Source organism: Nonomuraea maritima, from assembly GCF_900100395.1.
GTDB lineage: Bacteria > Actinomycetota > Actinomycetes > Streptosporangiales > Streptosporangiaceae > Nonomuraea > Nonomuraea maritima.
Genome location: NZ_FNFB01000016.1, coordinates 48047 through 70441 on the forward strand (window position 1 = coordinate 48047; position 22395 = coordinate 70441).

The following is a 22395-nucleotide window of genomic DNA, read 5'->3' on the forward strand; positions in this document are numbered from 1 at the left end:
TTCCGCATGCTCCGGGTGCTTCGCACGCGGCGTGGACGCAAGACGCTCCGGGGCCTGGGAGTCCTCGTGATCGCTACCGGTTGTGGGGGCGACGTCTGTTGTCTCATCGGTGTGTGGATCTGTCGGCCCAGCGATGGGCTGCCGGCGCGTCGGGTGGTTGGCCGTCGGGTTCTGCGCGGGCGGTGTCGGGGAGCGGTTGATCATGGGGCGGGGGTGGGTGGTGGGTCGCATTCGTGGTTTTCCCGGGCGATTCGCCGTCGCGGACGAAAGTTTTACGTGAGGGTCTTTGCAACTCTGTGACCTGCGCAGGAAGCCCTTGGAAGACTTGCCCGCGGCGCTGCCGGTAGCGACTCCCAGGGGCGATGTAGTGACGATGGTTCAGCGGGTCATTCCGGCGACGGCCGCCCTCACGGCCGTGCTCGCCGCGTCCGTCCATGGTGTGCGTGCCGCGGAGGCGGCGCCGCCACCCCCGCCCCCGTCAGGGCGCGCACCGGGGTGGCACGGGCTCCGCTCCGCCGTACCTGAGCTCGGCTTCGGCGCGCCCGTCGTCGCTCCGGGCTGGACGGTCGTGGGCCGAGTGGACGAGCGGCCAGGAACGGGCGTCCACGGCGGCCGGGGCGCGAGGCCGGAAGGGAGGCGCGCCGGGGTGGACCGGGCGTCGTCCGACGAGCCGCGAGCCCGGGACGGCAGTGTCGCGGGCACGGGGAGGTCCGGTGCGGCCGCTGAGCCCCGCAGGCCCTTGAGCACGCCCACGACGGAGGCCCCGACGGGTGCTGGTGCCAGTGGTGGGTTGCTCCTGGGATCCGGGGGTTCCGGCGACGGCGCCGGGCAGCCTCCGCGTGAGGGCGTTGATGGCGGCTCCGGATGGCTCTTCGGGCGAGGGGGCGCTGGTGGCGGTGCCGGGCTCTCCGGGCGTGAGGGTGGTGGTGGCGGGCAGTTCTTCGGGCGTGAGGGCGCTGGTGGTGGTGCCGGGCTCTCCGGGCGTGAAGGTGGTGGTGCCGGGCAGCTCTTCGGGCGTGAGGGCGCTGGTGGTGGTGCCGGGCTCCCCGGGCGTGAGGGTGGTGGTGCCGGGTGGCTCCTCGGGCGTGAGGGGGCTGAGGGTGGTACCGGGCTGCCGCTCGGGCGTGAGGGCGCCGGCGCTTTCGTCACCGGGGCCGATCCAACAGAAGCTGAGGACACCGGGCGAGGCGCTGCGGGAAGTGGCGAGGGTGGCGGCGGTGCCGGTGGCCACGGCATGAACCCTGGTGTCGCCACTGATGTCGGCGGCGGTGCCTTGGGTGGCATTGACGCTCGTGTTCGTTTGGGTGCGGTCGGTCGCGCTGAGGTCCCTCATGATGGTGGAGCCGAGGTCGGTGTCGGACGCGATGCCGGTGGCGGCGAGTCCGGTGTCGGTGGCCGTGATGTCGATGGGGCTGTCACCGCTGTTGATGCCCGTGGTCTGGATGGGGCCGGTGCGGACGGCCGTACTGAGAGCGGCTTCGCCGGCCTGGGTGACATTCGGGGGCATGGCGGTCCTGGCGGGGAAGAGGGTCGCGCCGATTCCGACGGTACTGGGGCTGTTGTCGGGGGGCTGCTGGGGGACGGGGCGGTGTCGCGTGGGCCCAGCGCGGTGGTGCAGGGGCGAAGTGGGGTGCTGTGGCGGGACTGCGGTGACGGGCTGCAGTGCGGGACGTTGTCCGTGCCCGTCGACTGGGGACGGCCGGGCGGGATCCGTACCGAGGTGAATCTGGCACGGATGCCCGCCCGTGACCCCTACCGCAGCCTCGGCGCGCTCGTCGTCAACACCGGGGCGGCGTCCACCGTCCAGGACGTGCGGGCGCGGCCCGACACCGTGGAGGAGCTCACCCGGTGGTTCGACGTCGTGCTGATGGAGCCGCGCGGTGTCGGGGAGCGGGGCGGCGGTGGGGCGGTCCGGTGTTCGGTGCCGCCGCCCGACCCGCGGCTTCTCCAGCTCACCTCTCGGCGGGCCTCATGGCGTTCCTACGCCCGTAAGAACGCCGCGTACGGCAGGAGCTGCCGGATCGCCGCCGGGCCCGCCTACGGCGGCCTGACGGTCCGGCAGGCGGCGTACGACCTCGACGCCCTGCGGGCGGCGCTGGGTGAGCAGCGGCTGCGGTACTTCGGCAGCGGCGACGGCGGGGTGTACGGGCAGGCGTACCTGGAGCGGTTCCCCCGCAGGGTGGAGCGGATGTACCTGGAGGGCGTCCCCGACGTCGGCGAGGCTTCTCCGGAACGGCGGATGGCGGACCGCGCGCACGCGGCGGAGCGGCGGCTCGCGTACTTCCGCGACTGGTGCCGTGACCGCCTCGGGTGCCCTCTCGACGACGACGCCTTCCGGGTGCTCGACGACCTCTACGAGCGGGCGCCCCTGCCCGCCGGGCCCGGTCGAAGGCTGGACGCGCGCGGGGTGGCCGCCGCCGTGTATGCCGGGCTCGACCCGCAGCGCTGGCCCGAGCTGGCCCGGGCCCTGTCCCAGGCCGAGCAGGGCGACGCCGGCGCCCTGTCCGCCCTGACGGCCGTCCCGGTGCGGCCGGCGGCGCTGCCGACCCAGGAAGCGCCACCCCCGCTGTGGCCGGGCGCGACGGGACCGGACGAGGCGGGGTCGAGCGCGACACGGTTGGGCGCGGTGGGGCCGGAGCCGGTTCCTGGTGTGGGTGGGGTGGTGACGCGGGCGGCGAGGTGCGGGGAGTTCGCGGCCGCCGTACCCGACTATCGGGTGTTTCTCGAGATGGAGAAGCGGCTGCGGGCCGTTGCGCCACGGGTCGGGTGGCTCGCAGGTCGTGAGGAGGTCGCCCGGTGCCTCGGGCTGCCGGGGCCGGGCGCCATTCGGCCCTTCGCGGTGTCGCGCCTGCCCAAGGGCGCGTCGGTGCTGGTCGGCATCGGACGGCTCGACAGCGTCAGCCCGGCCGGCGGCTCCCAGCGCGTGGCAGCGAGCATCCCCGGCGCGACGGTGCTGCGGCACGGCGACGGCCACGACGCCTACCTGCTGCAGGGGGCCGCGAAGCTGCGGGCCGCCTGCCTGCGCACCCACGTGCACGACTTCCTGGTGAACGGCGTACGGCCCAAGCCGCGTACCTTCTGCCCGGGAGAGCTGGCCGAGGTCGCAGAGCCCTAGATAGGCTGCGGCGGTGGTGATCGAACGGGCCGTCGCGGCCGACGCGGGCGAGATCCTCACCCTGCAGCGGGCCGCGTACGTCAGCGAGGCCCAGCTGTACGGAGACCCGTTCGTCCCGCCCCTCGTCGAGTCGCTGGAACAGATCCGCAAGGTCGTCGAGGACGCGGTCGTGCTGAAGGCGCTCGACGGCGCCCGCATCGTGGGCGCGGTGCGCGGCCGGGTTTCCGGAACGACGTGCCGGGTGGGCCGGCTGGTCGTGGCGCCCGACCGTCAGGGGCAGGGGGTGGGCACGGCCCTGCTCACCGCGCTGCACGAGCAGTTGCCGGAGGCGACCGCGTTCGACCTGTTCACCGGCCACCTGTCCGGCGGCAATCTGCGGCTGTACCGGCGGCTGGGCTACCGCGAGACCCGCCGAGAACGGATGGACGACCACCTGACTCTCGTACATCTGCGGATGAACCCGGCTGAATCGCCGACGGTGTGACGGATAGGCTGCTCGGGTGCTGAAGATTGGGCTGACCGGTGGCATCGGGTCGGGCAAGAGCGAGGTGTCCGGGCGGTTGTCGGCCAAGGGCGCGGTGGTGGTCGACGCCGACGCGATCGCGCGTGAGGTGGTGGAGCCGGGCACGCCTGGGCTGGCCCGCGTGGTGGCCGTGTTCGGCGACGAGGTGCTGCGGCCTGACGGCTCGCTCGACCGGCCGAAGCTCGGCTCGATCGTCTTCGCCGACCCCGAGAAGCTGGCGGCGCTCAACTCGATCGTTCACCCGCTGGTGGGGGAGCGGGTGGCCGAGCTGCAGGCGCAGGCGCCCGACGACGCCATCCTCGTGTACGACGTGCCGCTGCTGGTGGAGAACGACCTGGCGCCGATGTACGACGTGGTCATCGTCGTGGACGCGTCCGACGACGTGCGCATCAGGCGGCTGGCCGAGCACCGCGGCATGTCCGAGGCCGACGCCAAGGCGCGCATCGCCGCCCAGGCGAGCCGGGAGAAGCGGCTCGCCGCCGCCGACATCGTGATCGACAACGAGGGCACGCTGGACGAGCTGGCCGCCCGCGTGGACGAGGTCTGGCAGGACCTGCGCGGACGCGCCGCCCGGGGGTGATGCCCACGTGAGCGCTCAGAAGGGGGAGTCGAGGGGGACCTGGCGGACGCCGGGGAGGTAGGCGTCCAGTTCGCCGAGTTCGAAGCGGGTCATGCCGACCACGTGCCAGAACTGTCCGGCCGGGTCGCCCTGCAACTTGTAGCGTCCGTCAGGCGCCACGGCGGCCCACCCCTCGGCCAGGCCGAGCAGGGTGGCTTGCCGTGAGCCGCCCTCCCAGAGGATCACCAGGCCGTCGTCTCCCGCGCTCGCCAGCAGGTCGGCGTTCGGGCTGAAGGCCACCGACCACACCCGACGGCTGTGCCCCGAGAGCGTGTGGCGCAGCCGTCCCGTGGCGGTGTCCCATACGCGCACCAGCAGGTCGTCACCCCCGGTCGCGAGGCGTTCGCCGGAGGCGTCGAACGCCACGCTCCACAGCCGCCCGCCGTGCCCGTCGAGCGTGTGCGCCAGCCGCGGCTCCCACGGCTGTCCGGTGCGCAGCTCCCACACGAGGGCCTTGCCGTCGTTGCCGGCGCTCGCCAGGTGACGGCCGTCAGGGGAGAAGGCCACCGAGTACACCCGGTCGGTGTGCCCCTCCAGGGTCGCCACCAGGCCGCCGGAGGCGGCGTGCCACACGCGTACCAGCTTGTCGTCGCAGCCGGTCGCCACGTACGTGCCGTCGGGGTTGAACGCGATCGAGCGCACCCGGCCGCGGTGGTCGGCCAGGTTGGCCGCGAGCCGCCCGGTCGGGCGGTACCAGATCCGTACGCTGTCGTCGTCGTTGGCCGTGGCCAGCAGGTCGCCGTCGGGGCTGAACGCCTCCGCCCACACATGGTCGGTCTCGGCGTTCAGCTCGCGCTCGTACTCGCCGGTGGCGGCGTTCCAGAAGTGGACGCCGCCGTCGTTGCTGGCCGTGGCCAGCACCGGCCCGGCGGGGGAGAAGCACGCGGAGATCAGCCGGTCGGCGGTGCCGTGGAGGTCGCGCAGATGCCGAGCCGTACGCGGCTCCCACAGCCGGACCACACCGTCGTTGCCGCTGGTGGCCAGCATCGTGCCGTCGGCGCTGAAGCGCACGCAGGAGATGCGCCGCCCGTGGCCGCGCAGCACCCGCTGGCACTGGCCCGAGCGCGGGTCCCACAGGCGTACGGTGCCGTCGTTGCTGCTCGTCGCCAGCTGCTGCCCGTCGGGGCTGAACGCGAACGGCCACACCGAGCTGCGGTGGCCCGTCAGCTCGACCCGCTGCCCCTCGCCCAGCCGCTGCATCCGTACGACGCCGCCCGAGTCGCCGCTGGCCAGCACCTGCCCGTCGGGGCTGAACGTGACCTGGTAGACGGCCGCGGCATGCGTGGTGTGCACGCCGCGGGCCTCGCCGGACGGCTCCCACAGCCGTACGCTGCCCACGGTGTCGCCGGTCGCGAGCAGCGATCCGTCAGGCGCGAACGTCACGCAGTAGACGCTGCCGAGATGACCGGTCAGCGTGTGGCGCAGGGTCCAGGTGGCGGTGTCCCAGAGCCGTACGGTGCCCGCGGCGTCGCCGGTGGCAAGCAGCCGGCCGTCGGGGCTGTGCACGGCGCGGTAGACGCTGCCGCGGTGGTCGTCCAGCACCTCCTTGACCTGCCCGGAGCCGAGGTCCCAGACGCGGACCATCCCCGCCGCGTCGCCGGTCACCAGCGCCGAGCGGCCGAAGGAGGCCGTGTAGACGGGAGCGCGGTGCCCGGCCAGCTCGTGGACGACCCGCCCCGTGGCGGTCTCCCACACCCGGACCACGCCGTCGGCCCCGCCCGCCGCGATCAGCTCGCCGGAGCGGTCGAAGCGCACCGGCCACACCCCGTCGGGGTGGCCGTGCAGGGTGTGCAGGCGCCGGCCGGTGCGGGCGTCCCACAGCACCACGGCGCCGTCGGCGGCGCCGGAGGCCAGCAGGTCACCGGCGAACGTGACGGCGTACACGCGACCCCGGTGCCCCTGCAGGGTGCGGACGGGCGCGCCGCCGACGCACAGCAGCACGCCGCCGTCCTCGTTGCCGATCGCGATCGTGGCGCCGTCGGGGCTGTAGGCGATCGGTTCAGGCAGGCGGCTGGTCTGGAAGTGGAAGCCGTACGGGACGCTCATGCTCGACGGCGCGAACTCCACCTCGACCGGCTGACCCGGCACCACGGCCGCGCCCGGCAGGTGCGGCAGCGTGCCCGTCACGTCGATCAGCGTGGCCCGGTGCCAGCGCGCGCCCTCCAGCGCGGCGTCGCTGAGGTCGACCCGAGCGAGGCGCGCTCCGGACAGGTCGGCGCCGCGCAGGTCGGCCCCGGCGAGCTGGGCGCCGTCGAGCCGCGCGCCCACCAGCCTGGCGTCGCGCAGCGTGGCGCGCGACAGGTTGGTGCCGGCGAGCGTGGCGTCGGTCAGGTCGGCGCCGGTCAGGTCGACCTCGCGCAGGTCGCGAGCCGACAGGTCCTCGCCCTTGAGGTTGGCACCACGCAGGTCGGCGTGGGACGGGGTGCGCAATCTCGCCGAGACCTTGACCGCGTTCGCCCGTGACATGTCGTCGCCCGGCGGGTCGGCCGCCCACTGCCGCAGGGCGCGTACGTCGGCGAGGTCGCACAGGAACTCCACGGTCAGCGCCGACAGGGGCCCGCGCGACAGCAGGACCGGGTCGTCGAGGGTCGCGGCGATGTGCCGGGCGACCAGCCACTCCATGACCGACGCGTGGATGAACCCGAACATCCCCTCCTCGGTGCGCACCAGCAGGCTGCCCGACCCCATACGGAAGGCGGCGTGGGCGGCCGACAGCCGGCCGTCGGCCAGTCCGGTGAGCGTCTCGCCGATCTCGGTCAGCTCCTCCACGCCGAGCAGCGACTCGCCGTTCTCCCACAGCCGGACGGCGAGCGCGGTCACCGCCTCCCACAGCTCGTCCGTGGTCAGCGTGGGCAGCGCGCCAGGAACCCGGGCCCGGCGCTCCTCGAAGGCCAGCCACGAGCCGAGGATCTCCTCGTACAGCAGGGCCGGGCTGAGGGTGTGGCGGGCGCTGGCCACCGTACGCAGGCGGTCGGCGTCGAGGTCGGCGATGAAGCTCAGCATGCGCGGGTTCTGGGCCAGGGCCAGGAGGTCCTCGATCTCGCCCATGAGCGACATGCGGGCGCTGGCCTCGTTCCCGACGCCGAACCGGTTGGCCAGGTAGGAGCGGATCTGGTCGGGGGTGAAGTTCTCGACGCCGAGCACCCGCCGCTGCGGCAGCACCCCCACCATCTCACCCAGCGAGGTCAGCACCTGGCTGTGCGACTTGAAGTGCTGGGTACGGCTGGCGACCACGATCTTGGCCTTGTCCTCGGCGGCGGCCAGCAGCGTGGCGAGGTGGTCGGCCGCCCTGTCGTACGTCAGCCGGGTCACCAGCTCGTCGAACCCGTCGAACAGCAGCACGATCCGGCCCTGGCGCAGCAGGTAGCGGAACGCCTTGAGGTCGATGAACTCCTCGCCGTGCGCCGCGAGATGCGCCGCCACGAGGGAGTCGACCGAGTGGGCCTTGTCGAGGGCGCGCAGCTCGATCAGGATCGGCGTCAGATGCGGCAGCTCGGCGGGGATACGCCGGGCGAGCTCGCGCAGCGCGAACGTCTTGCCGTGGCCGAAGTCGCCCAGCAGCAGCAGGAAGCGCCCGTGGTCGGTGGCCAGCAGCCGCATCAGCTCGTCGGTCAGGCCGTTCCTGACCTGGCTGCCGGGCCGGTCGAGCTCGCGGTAGCGCTGGGGGACGTACAGCCCGGGCGGGTAGCGGCGGTCGTTCGTCAGCCTGGCCGTCTGCTCGGCGACGTAGCCGCTCAGGTCGAGCAGCCCCTGGAACTCCGTGAAGCTGCGCAGCCGCACGCCCTTGCGCATGAGGTCGTCGCGGATCTCGCGGGAGGCGGGCGGCCCCTGGTAGACCAGCTCCGCGGGCAGGCCCGCGGCGTGGGCCAGCTGCGCGAACCCCGTAGCGGCGGAAGCCGTCAGCTCACCCGCGTGCGCGCCGATCAGGAGCTGGCGGACGAACCCGTCCTCGGGGTGGGTCACCACGAGATGCGAGGGGAACCGGCGGATCCTGGCCCGTTCGTGCCGGGCCTCGCAGACCTCGGTGACGCGGTCGAGCAGCAGCTCGACGGGGCTCGGCGCACGTTCTTCCGGCTTCTGCGCGGGCGGTGCGGCCTGCGGGGCCTCGCCGGTGAAGGTGGTGCGGGCGGCGCGCCAGCGCGACCGTACGCGCTCGGGACGGGCCGCGTCGGGCAGCCAGGTGCGCATGGCGTCGGGGGTGATCTCCACGACGTGGTGGCGTCCGGGGCGCGGCGCGGCGACCAGGCCCTCGCCCGCGGGCCCGTGACCGCTGTGGAAGAGCACGTTGAGCCGGTGGGCGAGGAGCCGCCCGTAGGTGGCGGAGTCGCGCAGCCCGCCCGGCGGGTGCCCGAGCGCGCCCAGCCGCAGCCACCCGCGCTCCTCGTACGGCCGCAGCCGCTCGGCGAACCAGGCCGCCTGCGCCTCGCCGAGCAGCGCGTACGCGTCGCGTTCGAGGTGGCTCATCGCCATCGTCGAGTTGAACCCGGCCACGACGACCCGCAGGTCGGGCAGCTCGAACAGGGTCCACGGCTGCGCCGCGTCGAACAACCGGTCGTCGAGCCCCTGGTAGACCTCGCCGAACGACTTCGCGAAGTGCCGCCACTTGGGCCAGTAGGGCGGCTGCGGGGTCACGTCGTCGGCCTCGCACGTCATGAAATATGCGGCAGCGGCCGGTTTGGTGACGTCGCGCGGGCCGGGTACTAACACCAGCCGGTGCGGCTCCAGCCCGATCAGCATGCGCAGGTCGGTCACGAACTGCGTGGCCTGCCCGAACTGTCCAAGGGTGCCCGACTCGGTCAGGTCGCCGCTGACCACCATGAGATCGGGACGCGGCATGCCCCGGTCGTACATGCCGGTCAGATCTGCCCAGATGCGCGCCTGCATGTCCTCGGGCGTGAACGGCTCGCCGGGGTCGGGCAGCGCCCGGCCGAACCGGGGACCGCCGATGTGCAGCACGCTGACGGACGTGCGTCCCTCGCCGTCGCCGGCCGCGGGCGGGAAGGCAGGGGCGGTCACCGGCGCGCGCCTGGCCCGGCCGCGCAGGTCGGGCGCGGGCAGCGAGGGCGGTGCGGTCGCGGTCCGCGACGTGCCGTCGGGGAACGCGGGCGCGGCCTCCGGCTTGGCCCGGCCCGCCGTCGCCTCGGCGACCTTGCCCAGCAGCAGGGCCCTGGCCTGGCCAGGGTCGGTGACGCCGAGCAGGTCGACCCAGGTGATGGTGGACAGCAGGCCCTCGACGGGGACGTCCTCGAGCCTGATCGTGATCAGCTTGTTGGCCGGGTCGTCGGGGTCGGCGCGCAACGCCGCCTGCCACTCCATCCGTCCGTAACGGGAGGTGAGGTAGGCGCGCGAGAGCACCGCCACGACGATGCGCGCCTCGCTGACCCCTCGGTCCATGAAGTCGATGAAGTTGGTGCCCGGCACGAAGTCCCAGGCCTGGATCATCGTCCGGTAGCCCGCCGCCTCGAGCTCCCAGGCGATCCACGTGGCCCACGCCGTGTCGGCGGGGGAGTAGCTGACGAAGATGTCGGTGGGCCTGCCGTCACGCGCCATCTGCTCAGTATCGCCCGCGGAGTCGGTGTTCGGCAGGGGATGTGGGATCATCGTCGGGTGTGGCGTCGTCTTGGCGTGCTCGATCTCATTCGGATCGGGTTGCTGATTCTGGGCTTGATCTTCGTGGCGACCGGGCTGCTGCCCTGGGCCGACGCGGTCGAGAGTCTCGCCGAGATCGGTCCTTTGCTGGTCTTCCTGGTCGCGATCATCGTGGTCGCCGAGCTCACCAAGGAGGCTCAGGTCTTCGACGCCATCGCGGCCCGGATGGCGGTGCTCGGGCGCGGTAACTACGTGGCCTTGTTCGTACTTTGTACGCTTTTCGCATCGACTGTCACGATATTTCTGAACTTGGATACGACGGCGGTGCTGCTCACCCCCGTCATGCTCGCCCTCGCCGCCAACTCCGGCATCGCGGCCCTGCCCCTCGCCATGACCACCATCTGGCTGGCCAACACCGCGAGCCTGCTGCTGCCGGTGTCCAACCTGACGAACCTCCTCGGCATGAAAGAGCTCGGGCTCACCGCCACCGGGTTCGCCGCCCGCATGTGGGCCCCGCAGCTCGTCTCCATCGCGGTGACCATGGCGTTCCTGTGGGTGTTCTTCTGGCGTCGCGGCGAGCGGCGCGACCTGCGCTACACCCCGCCGGTGCTGCGGCCGGTGGCCGACCGCGTGCTGTTCGGGGCGGCGTCGGCGGGCTGCCTGCTCTTCGTCGGGCTGCTGCTGTTCGGGCTGCACGTCGCGATCGCGGCCACGGCGGCGGCCGTCGTCGTCGCCGGGGCGTTCCTGCTGCGCGCCCGCGAACGCCTCTCCTGGCGGCTGATCCCGTGGCAGCTCGTCGTCTTCGTGACCGGGCTGTTCCTCGTGGTGCCCACGCTCAGCGGCAACGGCCTGTCGGCGCTGATGACCTGGCTGATCGGCGCCGACGGCGACCCCTACCGTACGGCCGCCGTCGGCGCCGGCCTGGCCAACGTGATCAACAACCTGCCCGCCTTCGAGGCCATCGAGACCGTGATCCCGGTCGCCGACCAGGATCGCCTGCTGGCCCTGCTCGTCGGCACCAACGTGGCCCCGCTCGTCACCCCGTGGGCCTCCCTGGCCACCCTGCTGTGGTTCGAGTCGTGCCGCCGCCACGACGTCAAGGTGCCGGTGCGCCGCTTCGTCCTCACCGGTGCCGGGCTGGCCGCGGTGGGCCTGGTGACGACGGTGTGGGCGCTCGTGCAGTTCGGCTGACTAGGGGAGGAGGTCGAAGAGCCCTGGAAGGGCGCGTGGATGGGCCGCGACGAAGCTGCGGCTCTCGGCGGGAGCGTCGAAGCACTCCTCGAAGGGGCCGCCGTCGAGCGCGCGGATCTCGATGCCGGCCTCCCGCGCCAGCAGCGCCCCAGCCGGCAGGTCGACCGCCTCGGCGCGGTAGCTGACGATGCCGTCGATGTCGCCGCGCGCCAGCATCGCCCACGCCAGCAGCGGCGCCCACAGCTGCAGCACCCGCCGCGCGTGCAGGTCGAGCGCCTCCTTCATCGCGCGGGCGGTCGCGTCGCCGCGGGTCACGCCGTACCCCTGGATCCAGGCCAGCAGCGGCCCGTGCGGGCTGGGCGCGTAGGAGGGCGACAGCCGTCCGCCCGGCGAGGCCACGGCGCCGCGCCCACGGATGGCCGACCACGTACGGGCGGACACCGGATCGCGCACCACGCCCAGCACCGGACGGCCGTCGCGGCACAGCGCCACGCCCACCGCGTACGCGGGCAGCCCGATGGCCACGTTGTTGGTGCCGTCGAGCGGGTCGACCAGCCACGTCCACTCGGCGCCCGCGGCCCCGACCAGCCCCGACTCCTCGGCGATCACCGAGTGCGACGGGTACGCCGTCAGGATGCGCTCCAGCAGCAGCTTCTCCGAGGCGAGGTCGAGGTCGGTCACCACGTCGCCGGCCGTGCCCTTGGCGCGGACGCCCACGGCGCCGCGGGCGCCCTCCAGCAGCAGCGCGCCCGCCGCCTCGGCGGCCTCGACGGCGACCTCGCGCGCGTGGTCCAGGTCCATCGGCGTGCCTCTCAGGTCAGGTGCGCGGTGATCAGCCGGACGGCCGCGGCCGCCTCCTCCGCGTCCAGCGGCTGCCTGGACACGTGGTGCGGAGCGCCGTCCAGCGGGCCCAGCGACAGGTCGCGGCTGCCCGGACGGCCCCGGCCGAGCGCGATCGTGGCCGCCTCGCCGCCCTCGGGCACGACGCTGCTGTGGAACCGGCCGGCCGGCAGGGTGTAGGTGTCGCCGGGGCCGAAGACCTCGACCAGCTCGGTGGCGTGCCGGACGGTGCGGTGGGTGGGCGAGATGCGGTCGCCGTCGGCCCCGCTGACCACCTCGAACACCCGGTGCGTGGCCTCGGGACCCGCCTCGGTGACGGCCACGTGCACGTTGCGCATCTGCCCGTAGAGCACATGACTGACGAGGTCCCAGCTGTGGCAGTGGATCTGCGAGGTGGTGCTCTCGGCGTGCGCGAGCGAATCGGACCACAGATGGATGCACACCCCGTCGCCGCCGTCGCGCTCCAGCGGCAGGCAGACGAACCCGAGCGGGTGACGGACGGCGGGCAGGCCCGGCTCCGCCAGCGCCTCCAGCGCCCACCGCCAGGCCTCGCCCCCGAGTAAGCGGTCATGGACGGCGCGATAGCTCACGACACACCCCGATGCACGTCAGGAAGCTGCTTTCCGTACGGGTCGACGGCGCGCAGCGCCTTGCGGGCGATGTCGACGACGTCGCGACCGTCGTAGGACTTGGGCAGGGGAGTGCCGATGCGTTCGAACAGCTCCTGCACCTCCTCGATGGTGGGCTCGTCGCCGAGCGGCACCTTCTTGTACATCTCCAGCGGCACCCGCCTGGCCTGCTCGAAGCTGAGCCGCAGCTCGGTGTCGCAGTTCTCGTAGTAGAACGTGCCGGCGAGCGCGGTCATCGCCATGTTCGGGTCTTCGACCGTCATGATGAGGCGGGTGCTGGAGATGTCCCAGCGGAACGTCGTCATCGTCGAGGAGAGCACGACCGCGATGTCGAGCAGGCCGTAGCGCTGGCGGTACCAGAAGGCGGCCAGGATCGTCGCGTACGACTCCTTCCTGGCGCGGTCGGTGGTCCAGGTCTCGCCGGTGCCGTCCGGGACGTCGGACAGCGAGCGGCGGTAGTGGGCGTAGGCCTCGCACACCTCGGGGTCGGCCGGGTCGATGACCTCGATCCGTACGGTGAGGTGGCGCTTGTCGCGGCGGGCGGCCGCCACGCACGAAGGCAGGGTGACCGCGCGCAGGTAGGTGCCGGTGCCGCCCTTGAAACTCCACCTCGCGGTGTCCCTGCGGGCCTCGTCGTGGCACTGGGCGATCTCGTGCTGGCTGCCGAGCACCCTGACGAGCTGCAGCGCGTCGAGCGCGCTGCGGGTGCTGTGGGCGAGCGTCTCTATCTCCTCCAGGCGCCGCAGGCGTACGGGCAGCTCGGCCAGCGCGCCGGAGGTGATGGCCCGCTCGACCGGGGCCTGGCGGGCGCGGTCGCGCAGCAGCGCCGTGGCGACCAGTGCCAGGACGGCCAGGGTCGCGGCGGTCACCAGCTGTTTCTGGACGTCGGCGCCGCCGTCCTTGCCGAAGATGTCTTCGGGCAGGAGGCCGAGCACGCCCACCACGATCGCCAGCACGAGCGCGATCGCGACGTCGGCGTTGCGCGCCGCCCACGGGGCCGCCAGCTTCAGCACCGCCTTGAACCGTGTCATCGCCCGCCCGCCGTCCGACGATCAGTCAGTCCCCGTCGTCATGGTAACGAGTGCACCATGTGACGGCCAGCACACGACCGGGGAAGACTTCCGGCCGCCGCCCTCCGGCGGGCGGCGGCCGGGCGTGCTCAGAACCAGCCGCGGTGGCGGGCCATCTGTTCGAGGCCGCGTTGCAGGGCGGCGTCCGCCGCGTTCGGTCCCTCGTCGTAGCGGACGGTGAAGCGGTTGTAGGTGTCGTGGCTGGAGGACAGGAAGCCGCCGCGCTTGTCGGCCTCCAGGATGACGTCCATCTGCCGGGGACCTGCGAGGAACGTCAGCTCCAGCTCGTTGAAGTGGCGTCCCCACCGGCCGCCCGCGTAGTACTCGATCTCCTGGAAGAACGGCATGGTCGAGCCGTACAGCGTGCCGCGTTCGAGGTCGGCCTTCTTGAAGCGGAAGCCCAGCCGGTCGAGCGCGCCGATCACGTGCTCCTGCGCCGGCAGCGGGCTGACGAACAGCGGGTCGAGATCGCCCTTGTCGAGCGCGCCCGCGAGCGCCAGCTCCGTCTGGACGCCCAGCTTCATGCCGCGCAGCGGGTGCCCGGCGATCGCGCTGATCGGCGTCTCCCACGGGACCTGGATCTCGAACGGCTGCTGGTGCGCGGCGCCCGCGGCGAGCTGGAACGACCCCGCGACCTGCTGGCGCAGGAAGCTGTAGGTCGTCTTGTACTCGTTGTCGCCCGACTCGACCTCGACCACGGCGGTGAGGTCGATGTGGATGCCCTCGACCTTGTAGTCGGAGTTGCCGCCGCGGAAGTGGACGACGCCGCGCAGCGCGTCACCGGGGCGCGCCCCCGAGGCGGCCAGCACCGTGTCGACCTCGACGCCCGCGCCGAACGCGGCCATCAACTTGCGGAACACCATGGGGTTCTCCTATGCGGAAGGTGAGTGACCGTTGACGTGGTCGGCCCCCGCGCCCGAGATGCGGGGAAGCAGCTGGGCCAGGACGAGGGTGGACAGAGCGGAGTCGGCCTGCCCCTGCTGGGTGCGGACGATCAGCGGCTGGGGAGCGCTCTCCGCCAGTTTGGCGCCGACGTCGAGGCGCCTGCGGGCCAGCTCGTACTGCAGCACGGCCCGGTTGTCCCGGTACGACTCGGCCAGCCGGCGCAGCGCCTTGGCCTCGTTCTCGGCGGCGGTGAGCTCGGCCCGGCCGCGCGCCTCGATCTCCCACGTCACCCGCTGCGCCTCGGTCTCCTGCTCCTCGAGCATGCGGGCGACGTCCTTGCGGGCCTGGTTGTGCGCGGCCTTGACCTCGACGACGCGGGCGTCGCGGGTCTTCTTGGAACGCTCGATCTCCATCAGGAGGGTGTCGATGCGCCGCTTGCGCGTCAGCTCCCACTCCCGCTCGTACGCCGACAGCTCCTTGGCGACCTTCTCGCGGGTGGCGAGGTGCTGCTGGTACTGGTCGGGGAGCTGGACGTCGGGGATGTTGGCGCCGGTGACGCGTACGCCGTAGCGGCCGAGCTGACGGTTGAGCGCGTCCTGCATGTCGCCGACGTCGGAGCCGCGCAGGTCGTACGCGCGCTCGGTGTTGACCCGGCGGCTGCGCTGCCTGATGGCGTCCTGCACGGCGCTGGAGAGCACGAGGTCGAAGTTGCCCGCGCCGATCGTGCGCACGAACGCCACCGGGTCGACGATGCGGAACTTCAGGAAGAAGTCGATCGACTTCAGCGGCACGTTCTCCGCCGTCGGGCAGGCCACGATCGGCGCCGAGTACGGGATCTCGGTGGAGGTGTCGACGACGGCGTCCACCCGGTCCCACGGCAGCCACAGGTAGTGGCGGCCAGGAGGGAGCGTGCCGGTGATGGCGCCCCAGCGGCTGCGCACGCCGGTGGTGCCCTCCTCGATCTCGATGATCGCCCGGCGCCACATGGTGATGAGCCCCACGGCGAGGAAGAACAGCGCGGCGAGCGCCGCGACGAGGGTGAGGTCGGTCAGGACGGCCATGCCGGCGAAGTACAGGGCGAGGAACACCAGCGCCATCCACGCGAAGCCGCGCCGGTCCTTCGGGATGACGACGGGCACGAGCTGGCCCTGCTCGCCGCCGCGCAGCAGCTGGCGGATCTCGCCCCAGGAGGCCACCGACTCCTTGATCTTGGAAAACTCGCGGCTCATCAGCGCTCACTCCCAGGGTGTCCGTGGTGCGCGCCGCCCGGCAGCAGGCGCTCCACGGTGCGTTCGAGGTCGGATGCCGGCTCGGGGGCGTCCGGCGGGCCGGCCACGTCGACGGCGGCCTTCCTGAGCAGCGCGGAGATCTCGGCCTCGCGACCGCGGACGCGGGCGCCGATCGCGTCGAGCCGTCCTGAGATGGCGGCCATGTCCTCGGCGGAGAACAGCGCGGCCCCCTTGCCGCCGACGAGCTGCTGCGCGAGGGCCAGGAAGTCGATGTCGGTCTGCTCGCCGACCTGGACGACCTGCGGCAGCCGGGCGGCCACCGACTCGAGCTTGGCGAGCAGGTCCTGCTGGAAGCGGTAGTCGAGGATCTCGGGCGCCTCGGCGGCCGACAGCGCCCTGATGTCGAGGGCCTGCGCCTCCAGGAGCGCGGAGTTGGCGTTCGCCGTGGACTCGGCCTCGACCAGCCGCTGGCGGGCCTGCGAGGTGGCCTGGTGGGTGGCGCGTTCGAGCGCGGTGTCCATGCGGGCCTGGTAGCCGGCGATCTCGGCCTGGATCGCGCTCAGCGTCTCCTGCAGCCCGGCGAGCTCCTTGACCAGGTCGCCCTCGTTCTGCTCCTTGCGCAGCTGCAGCTCGTACTCGTAGGTGTAGGCCTCCTTGGCGACCCGGACCATCTCGGGCGCGGCGAGGTCCATCCGGTACTCCTGGCTGGACGGCTCGGCGTGCGTGATGTTGACGTCGGTGAGCCGTACGGCGGGCAGGAACTGCTGGTTGAGGGAGTCGAGCATGCCGACGGTGCTCTCGCCGACCAGGTCGTAGATGTCCTCGGCGCGCTGGGCGTAGATGAGGGAGCGGGTGACCTCGCTGATCGCGTTCTGCAGCTTGGACTGGAAACCGCTGACCGAGCCGAGCACGAAGATGAACTCCGCCGGGTTCTCGATGCGGAACTGCAGGAACAGGTCGACGCTCGCCTTGACGCCCTGCTGGGTCGGGGCTTCGCGGATCGGGGCGTTGAACGGGTACTCGCGCGTGGTGTTGACGATGTAGCTGACCCGCTTCCACGGGTTGAGCAGCGTGACCCGGCCAGGGTCGGCGATGTGCACGAGCTTGCCGAACTGGGTGATCAGCGCCTTGCAGCCCTCGGGCACCATCACCACGCTGCGCCGCCACCACAGGAACACCGCGGCCAGCACCAGCACCACCCAGTAGTGCGGGCCGAACAGCAGCTCCGAGCCGGGAACGATGTTCCCGAGCGCGCCGATGAGGCCGAGCAGCACGAGGATGACGAGGGGGACGAGCACCTTCGCGGTGCCGCCCTTGGGGATCACCACGGGCGAGATGACGTGCATCCCGTCCTCGGCGAAACTGCGGTTGACGATCTCGCCCGCGTCGCCCAGCGAGGCCGTCCTGGCCTCGATGAGGGTGCCGACGGAGCCGCCGGAGTCACGCGCGGCGGCGAAGTCGTGCGGGTTGAGCCGGAAGCTCGGCCCCTGGCCTGCTGCCCGGCCGGTCTGGTCGACCACCTGCCCGACGGCCTGTCCCATGGCCTGTCGTAAGTCTCCGCCCTGAGCGACAGCCTGGGCTACTCCCTGACCTGCTCTGATGAGGGCCTCTCTCGGTCGCGACATACCACCATCCTTGTTCAGCTACGGCGATTTCGACCGTATCGGGTGGGACTTACTATCCGCTTGCAAAGCGACATCACATCTCTATTGCACCCTGTAGTAGGTGTGCTATTCATGTAGTACATCTACTATCAAGGTGGGGAGATGGAAACAGTCAGAGAACTGCCGGACGGGCTGGACCGGGTGAACACCGCCGCCATCGAGGTCCGCGGCCTGAAGATGTCGTACGGGACCAAGGAGGTCCTGCGCGACGTCGGGTTCACGGTCGCGGCCGGCGAGGTGATCGCCCTGCTCGGGCCCAACGGCGCGGGCAAGACCACGACGATCGAGATCATGGAGGGCTTCCGGGCCCCCTCGGCGGGCCACGTACGGGTGCTCGGCGTCGAGCCCATCCGCGGCGACGAGAGGTGGCGCGCCAGGTTAGGGGTGGTGCTGCAGTCGTGGCGCGACCACGGCCGCTGGCGGGTGCGCGAGCTCCTGCACCACCTCGGCCGCTACTACGAGCCGTACGCCCCTCAGAGCCGCAGCCCGTTCGACGCCGACGAGCTGATCGCCGCGGTCGGGCTCACGGAGCAGGGCGAGCAGCGCGTCAGGCAGCTCTCTGGAGGGCAGCGCCGCCGTCTCGACGTCGCCATCGGCATCGTCGGCCGGCCCGAGGTGCTCTTCCTCGACGAGCCGACCGCCGGCTTCGACCCGCAGGCCAGGCGCGACTTCCACGACCTGGTGCACCGGCTGTCCGACCTGGACGACACCACGATCCTGCTCACCACCCACGACCTCGACGAGGCCGAGAAGCTCGCCGACCGCATCCTCATCCTGGCCGGCGGCCGGATCGTCGCCGACGGCAGCCCCGACAGGCTGTCGCGGGAGTTCTCGCGCGACGCGCAGGTGCGCTGGAGCCAGGGCGGCGAGCACTTCGTGCACGCCACCGACGACGCCACCGGCTTCGTCCGCCGGCTGTTCGAGCAGCACGGCGAGGAGGTCGGCGACCTGGAGGTCCGCCGGGCCACGCTGGAGGACACGTACATGGCGATCGTGAAGAGGGAGGAAGCGTGAACCCGAGGCTGCACGCCGTCCGGCTGGGCCTGCGCCGGGGTCTGATCGAGTTCCGGCACCAGATGACCAGCACGCAGGACGTGTTCTTCACGGTGATGACCACCGCGTCCTTCGTGGTCGTCCTCTACCTGCAGCGCGACGCCACCCTGCCCGGCACGGACCTGCCGCTGGCGGCGGCCACGCTGCCCGGCATGCTGGGCATGCTCGTGCCGGTCACCTCGATGGTCGGCGCGGTCGGCATGCTGTCCGTGGAGCGCGAGGACGGCACCCTGCTGCGCGCCAAGGCGATGCCGCAGGGCATGGTCGGCTACCTGGTCAGCCGGGTGACGTCGCTGTCGCTGTCCACCGTGGTGAGCGTGATCGTGATGATCGTCGCGGGGCTCTTCCTGGTCGACGGCCTGACCGGGACCGGGGCGGGGGGATGGCTCACGGTCGCCTGGCTGACACTGCTGGGCCTGCTGTCCTCGCTCCCGCTCGGGGCGATCGTGGGCTCGTTGGCCGCGAACCCGCAGGCCGCGGCGGGTCTGTCGATGCTGACGGTGGGCGGGTTGACCGCCGTGTCCGGCATCTTCTACCCGATCTCGGCGCTGGCCGGATGGATGCAGGGGGTGGCGCAGATCTTCCCCCTCTACTGGCTGGGGCTCGGCATGCGTTCCGCGCTGCTGCCGGACGGGGCCGCCGCGGCGGAGATCGGCGGCTCGTGGCGACCCGTGGAGACCACGCTCGTGCTCGTCGCATGGGCCGTCGTCGGGCTGCTGGCGGCGCCGCCGATCCTGCGCCGGATGGCGCGGCGCGAGTCGGGCTCGGCCATGCAGACGCGGCGTGATCGGGCCATGCAGCGGATCGGCTGAGAAGATACGCGGTGATGAGCGAGACCGTCTACAACCGCATCGCGCTGCTGCGCGCGGAACGCAAGGTCACCCGCAGGCAGCTGGCCGACGCCCTCGGCGTGCACTACCAGACCGTCGGCTACCTCGAACGCGGCGAGTACAGCCCCAGCCTCTACCTCGCGCTGCGGATCGCCGACTATTTCGAGGTCCCCGTGGAGGTGGTCTTCTCCACGGCGCCGTTCCCCCGGATCGGTGAGCGGTCCGCCTGACGTTTATGTCGGTGGCGACGCCTACAGTGGGCACCATGCGACCGGTCACAGATTTGCAGCGGAAGGTGGCGCCGTTCGAGGTCGTCACCGAGATGACTCCCTCGGGCGACCAGCCTGCGGCCATCGCCGAGCTGGAGCGCCGCGTCAGGGCCGGGGAGAAGGACAGCGTCCTGCTCGGCGCCACCGGCACCGGCAAGACCGCCTCGATCGCCTGGCTCATCGAGCGGCTGCAGCGGCCCACCCTGGTCATGCAGCCCAACAAGACGCTCGCCGCGCAGTTCGCCAACGAGCTGCGCGAGATGCTGCCCAACAACGCGGTCGAATATTTCGTCTCTTATTACGACTACTACCAGCCTGAGGCGTACGTCCCGCAGAGCGACACCTACATCGAGAAGGACTCCTCGATCAACGACGAGGTCGAGCGGCTGCGCCACTCGGCCACCAACTCGCTGCTCACCCGCCGCGACACGATCGTGGTCGCCTCGGTGTCGTGCATCTACGGCCTCGGCACGCCGCAGGAATACGTCGACCGCATGGCCCGGCTGCGCGTCGGCATGGACGTCGATCGCGACCAGCTGCTGCGCCGCCTCGTCGACATGCAGTACGCCCGCAACGACATGGCCTTCACCCGCGGCACGTTCCGGGTGCGCGGCGACACCATCGAGATCATCCCGAAGTACGAAGAGCTCGCCGTCCGCATCGAGATGTTCGGCGACGAGATCGAGAAGCTGTGCACGATGCACCCGCTGACCGGCGAGGTCATCACCGAGGACGACGAGCTCTACATCTTCCCGGCCTCCCACTACGTGGCCGGCGAGCAGCGCATGGCCGCCGCCGTCGCGGGCATCGAGGCCGAGCTGGCCGACCGGCTGGCCGAGCTCGAGCGGCAGGGCAAGCTGCTGGAGGCCCAGCGGCTGCGGATGCGCACGACGTACGACATCGAGATGATGCGGCAGATCGGCACCTGCTCCGGCATCGAGAACTACTCGCGCCACATGGACGGCCGCGAGCCGGGCAGCGCGCCCAACACGCTGCTCGACTACTTCCCCGAAGACTTCCTGCTGGTGCTCGACGAGTCCCACCAGACCGTGCCGCAGATCGGGGCCATGTACGAAGGCGACGCCTCCCGCAAGCGCACGCTGGTCGAGCACGGGTTCCGGCTGCCGTCGGCGCTCGACAACCGGCCGCTGAAGTGGGAGGAGTTCCTCGAGCGCATCGGGCAGACGGTCTACCTGTCGGCCACGCCGGGGCCGTACGAGCTGGGGCGGGTCAAGGGCGACGTGGTCGAGCAGGTCATCCGCCCGACCGGCCTCGTCGACCCCGAGGTCGTCGTCAAGCCGACCAAGGGTCAGATCGACGACCTGGTCCACGAGATCCGCGAGCGGGCCGAGCGCGACGAGCGCGTCCTGGTCACCACGCTGACCAAGAAGATGTCGGAAGACCTCACCGACTACCTTCTCGAGCTCGGCATCCGGGTCCGCTACCTGCACAGCGAGGTCGACACGCTGCGCCGCATCGAGCTGCTGCGCGAGCTGCGCACGGGCGAGTTCGACGTGCTCGTCGGCATCAACCTGCTGCGTGAGGGCCTCGACCTGCCCGAGGTGTCGCTGGTGGCCATCCTCGACGCCGACAAGGAGGGCTTCCTGCGTTCGGAGACCTCGCTGATCCAGACGATCGGCCGCGCGGCCCGCAACGTCTCCGGCCAGGTCCACATGTACGCCGACAAGATCACCCCGTCGATGGAGCGGGCGATCGACGAGACCAACCGGCGGCGGGCCAAGCAGATCGCCTACAACGAGGCCAACGGCATCGACCCGCAGCCGCTGCGCAAGAAGATCGCCGACATCCTCGACTCCCTGCAGCGCGAGGACGCCGACACCGACCGGCTGCTCGGCGGCGGGCGGCAGCAGTCGCGGGGCAAGGCGCCCGTCCCCGGCTTCGGGGCCCGGCAGGCCGGCCAGCACGCCAAGGCCATCGCCGGCGAGATGCCCCGGGCGCAGATGGCGTCGCTCGTCGAGTCGCTGACTGAGCAGATGCACCAGGCGGCCGCCGACCTGCAGTTCGAGGTGGCGGCCCGGCTGCGTGACGAGATCAAGGAGCTCAAGCGTGAGCTGCGCGACATGAAGGAAGCCGGGGTCGAATAGCGGTCAAATCACTGCATGTGACTGCTGACCTGGAGCAACCTTTGCCGGGCGCCGGGCACCGAGCCAGGTATGAACAAGACGATCGCCGGGTCCCTGGTAGGCGTGACGATGCTCGCCGGAGGGTGCGCCACCGTGCAGGGCCAGGCCGACCGGGCCGTTCACCTGGCCTCGCCTTCCTTGGGTGCTGCCGCGGGTCCCACTGCGGGTCCTACTGAGGGGCCCACCGGCGGGGCTCCCGGCGGCCCCGCTTCGCAGGGCTCGCCGCCGGTGAGCCCCAACCGCGTCGGCGTCGGCGACCTCAAGCAGGCCGCCGAGGCCGCTCTCCGGGCGGTGCCCGGCGCCACGGTCATGACGCTGGAGGCCGAGGAGGACGGCAGGCGCTGGGAGGTCCAGCTCGTCGGCCAGGACGGCACCGAACACCAGGTCGACGTGGAGTCCGGCAAGGTCGTCGGCGGTCCGGTCGCCGAGAGCCAGGACCAGGACGACAAGAACGACGACCGTGACCTCGTACGGGCGGCCAAGCTCGACTACGCGCAGGCGGCCGACAGGGTCATGACCGTGGTGCCCGAGGGGCGCATCACGGAGCTGAGCCTCGACCTCGAGCGGGGCAAGGCCGTCTGGGAGTCCGACGTCATCACGCCCAACGGCGCCAAGCACGAGGTCACCATCGACGCCACCTCAGGCGAAGTTCTCCGCACCAACCGCACCACCACCTGACACACCACGCAAGACGCTCGCTCCCGACGTGATGTGACGCCAGGGCGGTCGCGCCCGGACGGGCGTC

17 protein-coding genes are annotated in these 22395 nt (G+C 71.9%); 9 read left to right on the forward strand and 8 right to left on the reverse strand.

Annotated elements, in window-relative coordinates:
- Positions 1-478: 478 nt before the first annotated feature.
- Positions 479-1507, reverse strand: coding sequence for a hypothetical protein (locus BLR04_RS23745; protein ID WP_090769180.1), 1029 nt, complete (start codon positions 1505-1507; stop codon positions 479-481).
- Between the two features lie 81 nt (positions 1508-1588).
- Here BLR04_RS23745 and BLR04_RS23750 point away from each other — a divergent pair, with 81 nt between their 5' ends.
- The 3 genes from BLR04_RS23750 to coaE are packed head-to-tail and all read left to right on the forward strand — an operon-like array spanning position 1589 to position 4218.
- The gene (locus BLR04_RS23750; protein ID WP_143022162.1) at positions 1589-3115 is read left to right on the forward strand and encodes an alpha/beta hydrolase; all 1527 of its coding nucleotides are present in this window, start codon (positions 1589-1591) and stop codon (positions 3113-3115) included.
- Positions 3116-3131: 16 nt separating this feature from the next.
- The gene (locus BLR04_RS23755) at positions 3132-3599 is read left to right on the forward strand and encodes a GNAT family N-acetyltransferase (RefSeq protein ID WP_090769364.1); all 468 of its coding nucleotides are present in this window, start codon (positions 3132-3134) and stop codon (positions 3597-3599) included.
- Positions 3600-3615: 16 nt separating this feature from the next.
- Positions 3616-4218 carry a dephospho-CoA kinase gene (gene coaE, locus BLR04_RS23760; protein WP_090769183.1) on the forward strand — a complete coding sequence of 201 codons (603 nt, stop codon included), beginning with the start codon at positions 3616-3618 and terminating at the stop codon, positions 4216-4218.
- A 15-nt stretch (positions 4219-4233) separates the two neighbouring features.
- Here coaE and BLR04_RS23765 read toward each other — a convergent pair whose 3' ends face one another.
- A complete protein-coding gene (locus tag BLR04_RS23765) occupies positions 4234-9807 on the reverse strand; it encodes a WD40 domain-containing protein (protein ID WP_090769185.1) in 5574 nt (1857 codons plus the stop codon).
- 75 nt (positions 9808-9882) lie between these two features.
- Here BLR04_RS23765 and BLR04_RS23770 point away from each other — a divergent pair, with 75 nt between their 5' ends.
- Positions 9883-11037, forward strand: a complete 1155-nt coding sequence (locus tag BLR04_RS23770; protein WP_245740438.1) for an SLC13 family permease — start codon at positions 9883-9885, stop codon at positions 11035-11037.
- On the opposite strand, the gene BLR04_RS23775 is transcribed toward BLR04_RS23770, so the two are convergent.
- The 6 genes from BLR04_RS23775 to BLR04_RS23800 form a co-directional block, all read right to left on the reverse strand.
- Positions 11038-11838: an inositol monophosphatase family protein gene (locus tag BLR04_RS23775; RefSeq protein WP_090769189.1), complete on the reverse strand. Its 801-nt coding sequence runs from the start codon at positions 11836-11838 to the stop codon at positions 11038-11040.
- A gap of 11 nt (positions 11839-11849) precedes the next feature.
- On the reverse strand, positions 11850-12467 hold the full coding sequence (locus tag BLR04_RS23780; protein ID WP_090769190.1) for a hypothetical protein: 618 nt from the start codon (positions 12465-12467) through the stop codon (positions 11850-11852).
- A complete protein-coding gene (locus tag BLR04_RS23785) occupies positions 12464-13537 on the reverse strand; it encodes a hypothetical protein (protein WP_245740439.1) in 1074 nt (357 codons plus the stop codon). The genes BLR04_RS23780 and BLR04_RS23785 overlap by 4 nt, the downstream gene beginning before the upstream one ends.
- A 128-nt stretch (positions 13538-13665) precedes the next feature.
- Positions 13666-14439: a sporulation protein gene (locus tag BLR04_RS23790; protein ID WP_090769192.1), complete on the reverse strand. Its 774-nt coding sequence runs from the start codon at positions 14437-14439 to the stop codon at positions 13666-13668.
- Positions 14440-14448: 9 nt separating this feature from the next.
- Positions 14449-15690, reverse strand: coding sequence for an SPFH domain-containing protein (locus BLR04_RS23795; protein WP_090769194.1), 1242 nt, complete (start codon positions 15688-15690; stop codon positions 14449-14451).
- A complete protein-coding gene (locus BLR04_RS23800) occupies positions 15690-17231 on the reverse strand; it encodes an SPFH domain-containing protein (RefSeq protein ID WP_425413448.1) in 1542 nt (513 codons plus the stop codon). The genes BLR04_RS23795 and BLR04_RS23800 overlap by 1 nt, the downstream gene beginning before the upstream one ends.
- A 225-nt stretch (positions 17232-17456) precedes the next feature.
- On the opposite strand from BLR04_RS23800, the gene BLR04_RS23805 reads away from it, so the two are divergent.
- The 5 genes from BLR04_RS23805 (at position 17457) to BLR04_RS23825 (ending at position 22328) form a co-directional block, all read left to right on the forward strand.
- Positions 17457-18368, forward strand: coding sequence for an ABC transporter ATP-binding protein (locus BLR04_RS23805; RefSeq protein ID WP_090769198.1), 912 nt, complete (start codon positions 17457-17459; stop codon positions 18366-18368).
- Positions 18365-19219, forward strand: coding sequence for an ABC transporter permease (locus BLR04_RS23810; RefSeq protein WP_090769200.1), 855 nt, complete (start codon positions 18365-18367; stop codon positions 19217-19219). The genes BLR04_RS23805 and BLR04_RS23810 overlap by 4 nt, the downstream gene beginning before the upstream one ends.
- A gap of 14 nt (positions 19220-19233) precedes the next feature.
- Complete coding sequence (locus BLR04_RS23815) at positions 19234-19467, forward strand: helix-turn-helix transcriptional regulator (RefSeq protein WP_090769202.1); 234 nt, start codon at positions 19234-19236, stop codon at positions 19465-19467.
- A 35-nt stretch (positions 19468-19502) separates the two neighbouring features.
- On the forward strand, positions 19503-21611 hold the full coding sequence (uvrB, locus tag BLR04_RS23820; RefSeq protein ID WP_090769369.1) for an excinuclease ABC subunit UvrB: 2109 nt from the start codon (positions 19503-19505) through the stop codon (positions 21609-21611).
- Between the two features lie 69 nt (positions 21612-21680).
- On the forward strand, positions 21681-22328 hold the full coding sequence (locus BLR04_RS23825; protein ID WP_090769204.1) for a PepSY domain-containing protein: 648 nt from the start codon (positions 21681-21683) through the stop codon (positions 22326-22328).
- Positions 22329-22395 lie beyond the last annotated feature (67 nt).

Bases quoted from the DNA above. Each gene is read 5' to 3' on its own strand.
- BLR04_RS23800 (WP_425413448.1), bottom strand. From the start codon at position 17,231: ATGGGACAGGCCGTCGGGCAGGTGGTCGACCAGACCGGCCGGGCAGCA.
- BLR04_RS23825 (WP_090769204.1), top strand. From the start codon at position 21,681: ATGAACAAGACGATCGCCGGGTCCCTGGTAGGCGTGACGATGCTCGCC.
- BLR04_RS23805 (WP_090769198.1), top strand. From the start codon at position 17,457: ATGGAAACAGTCAGAGAACTGCCGGACGGGCTGGACCGGGTGAACACC.
- BLR04_RS23790 (WP_090769192.1), bottom strand. From the start codon at position 14,439: ATGGTGTTCCGCAAGTTGATGGCCGCGTTCGGCGCGGGCGTCGAGGTC.
- BLR04_RS23815 (WP_090769202.1), top strand. From the start codon at position 19,234: ATGAGCGAGACCGTCTACAACCGCATCGCGCTGCTGCGCGCGGAACGC.
- BLR04_RS23745 (WP_090769180.1), bottom strand. From the start codon at position 1,507: ATGCCCCCGAATGTCACCCAGGCCGGCGAAGCCGCTCTCAGTACGGCC.
- BLR04_RS23795 (WP_090769194.1), bottom strand. From the start codon at position 15,690: ATGAGCCGCGAGTTTTCCAAGATCAAGGAGTCGGTGGCCTCCTGGGGC.
- uvrB (WP_090769369.1), top strand. From the start codon at position 19,503: ATGCGACCGGTCACAGATTTGCAGCGGAAGGTGGCGCCGTTCGAGGTC.
- BLR04_RS23775 (WP_090769189.1), bottom strand. From the start codon at position 11,838: ATGGACCTGGACCACGCGCGCGAGGTCGCCGTCGAGGCCGCCGAGGCG.
- BLR04_RS23785 (WP_245740439.1), bottom strand. From the start codon at position 13,537: ATGACACGGTTCAAGGCGGTGCTGAAGCTGGCGGCCCCGTGGGCGGCG.
- BLR04_RS23765 (WP_090769185.1), bottom strand. From the start codon at position 9,807: ATGGCGCGTGACGGCAGGCCCACCGACATCTTCGTCAGCTACTCCCCC.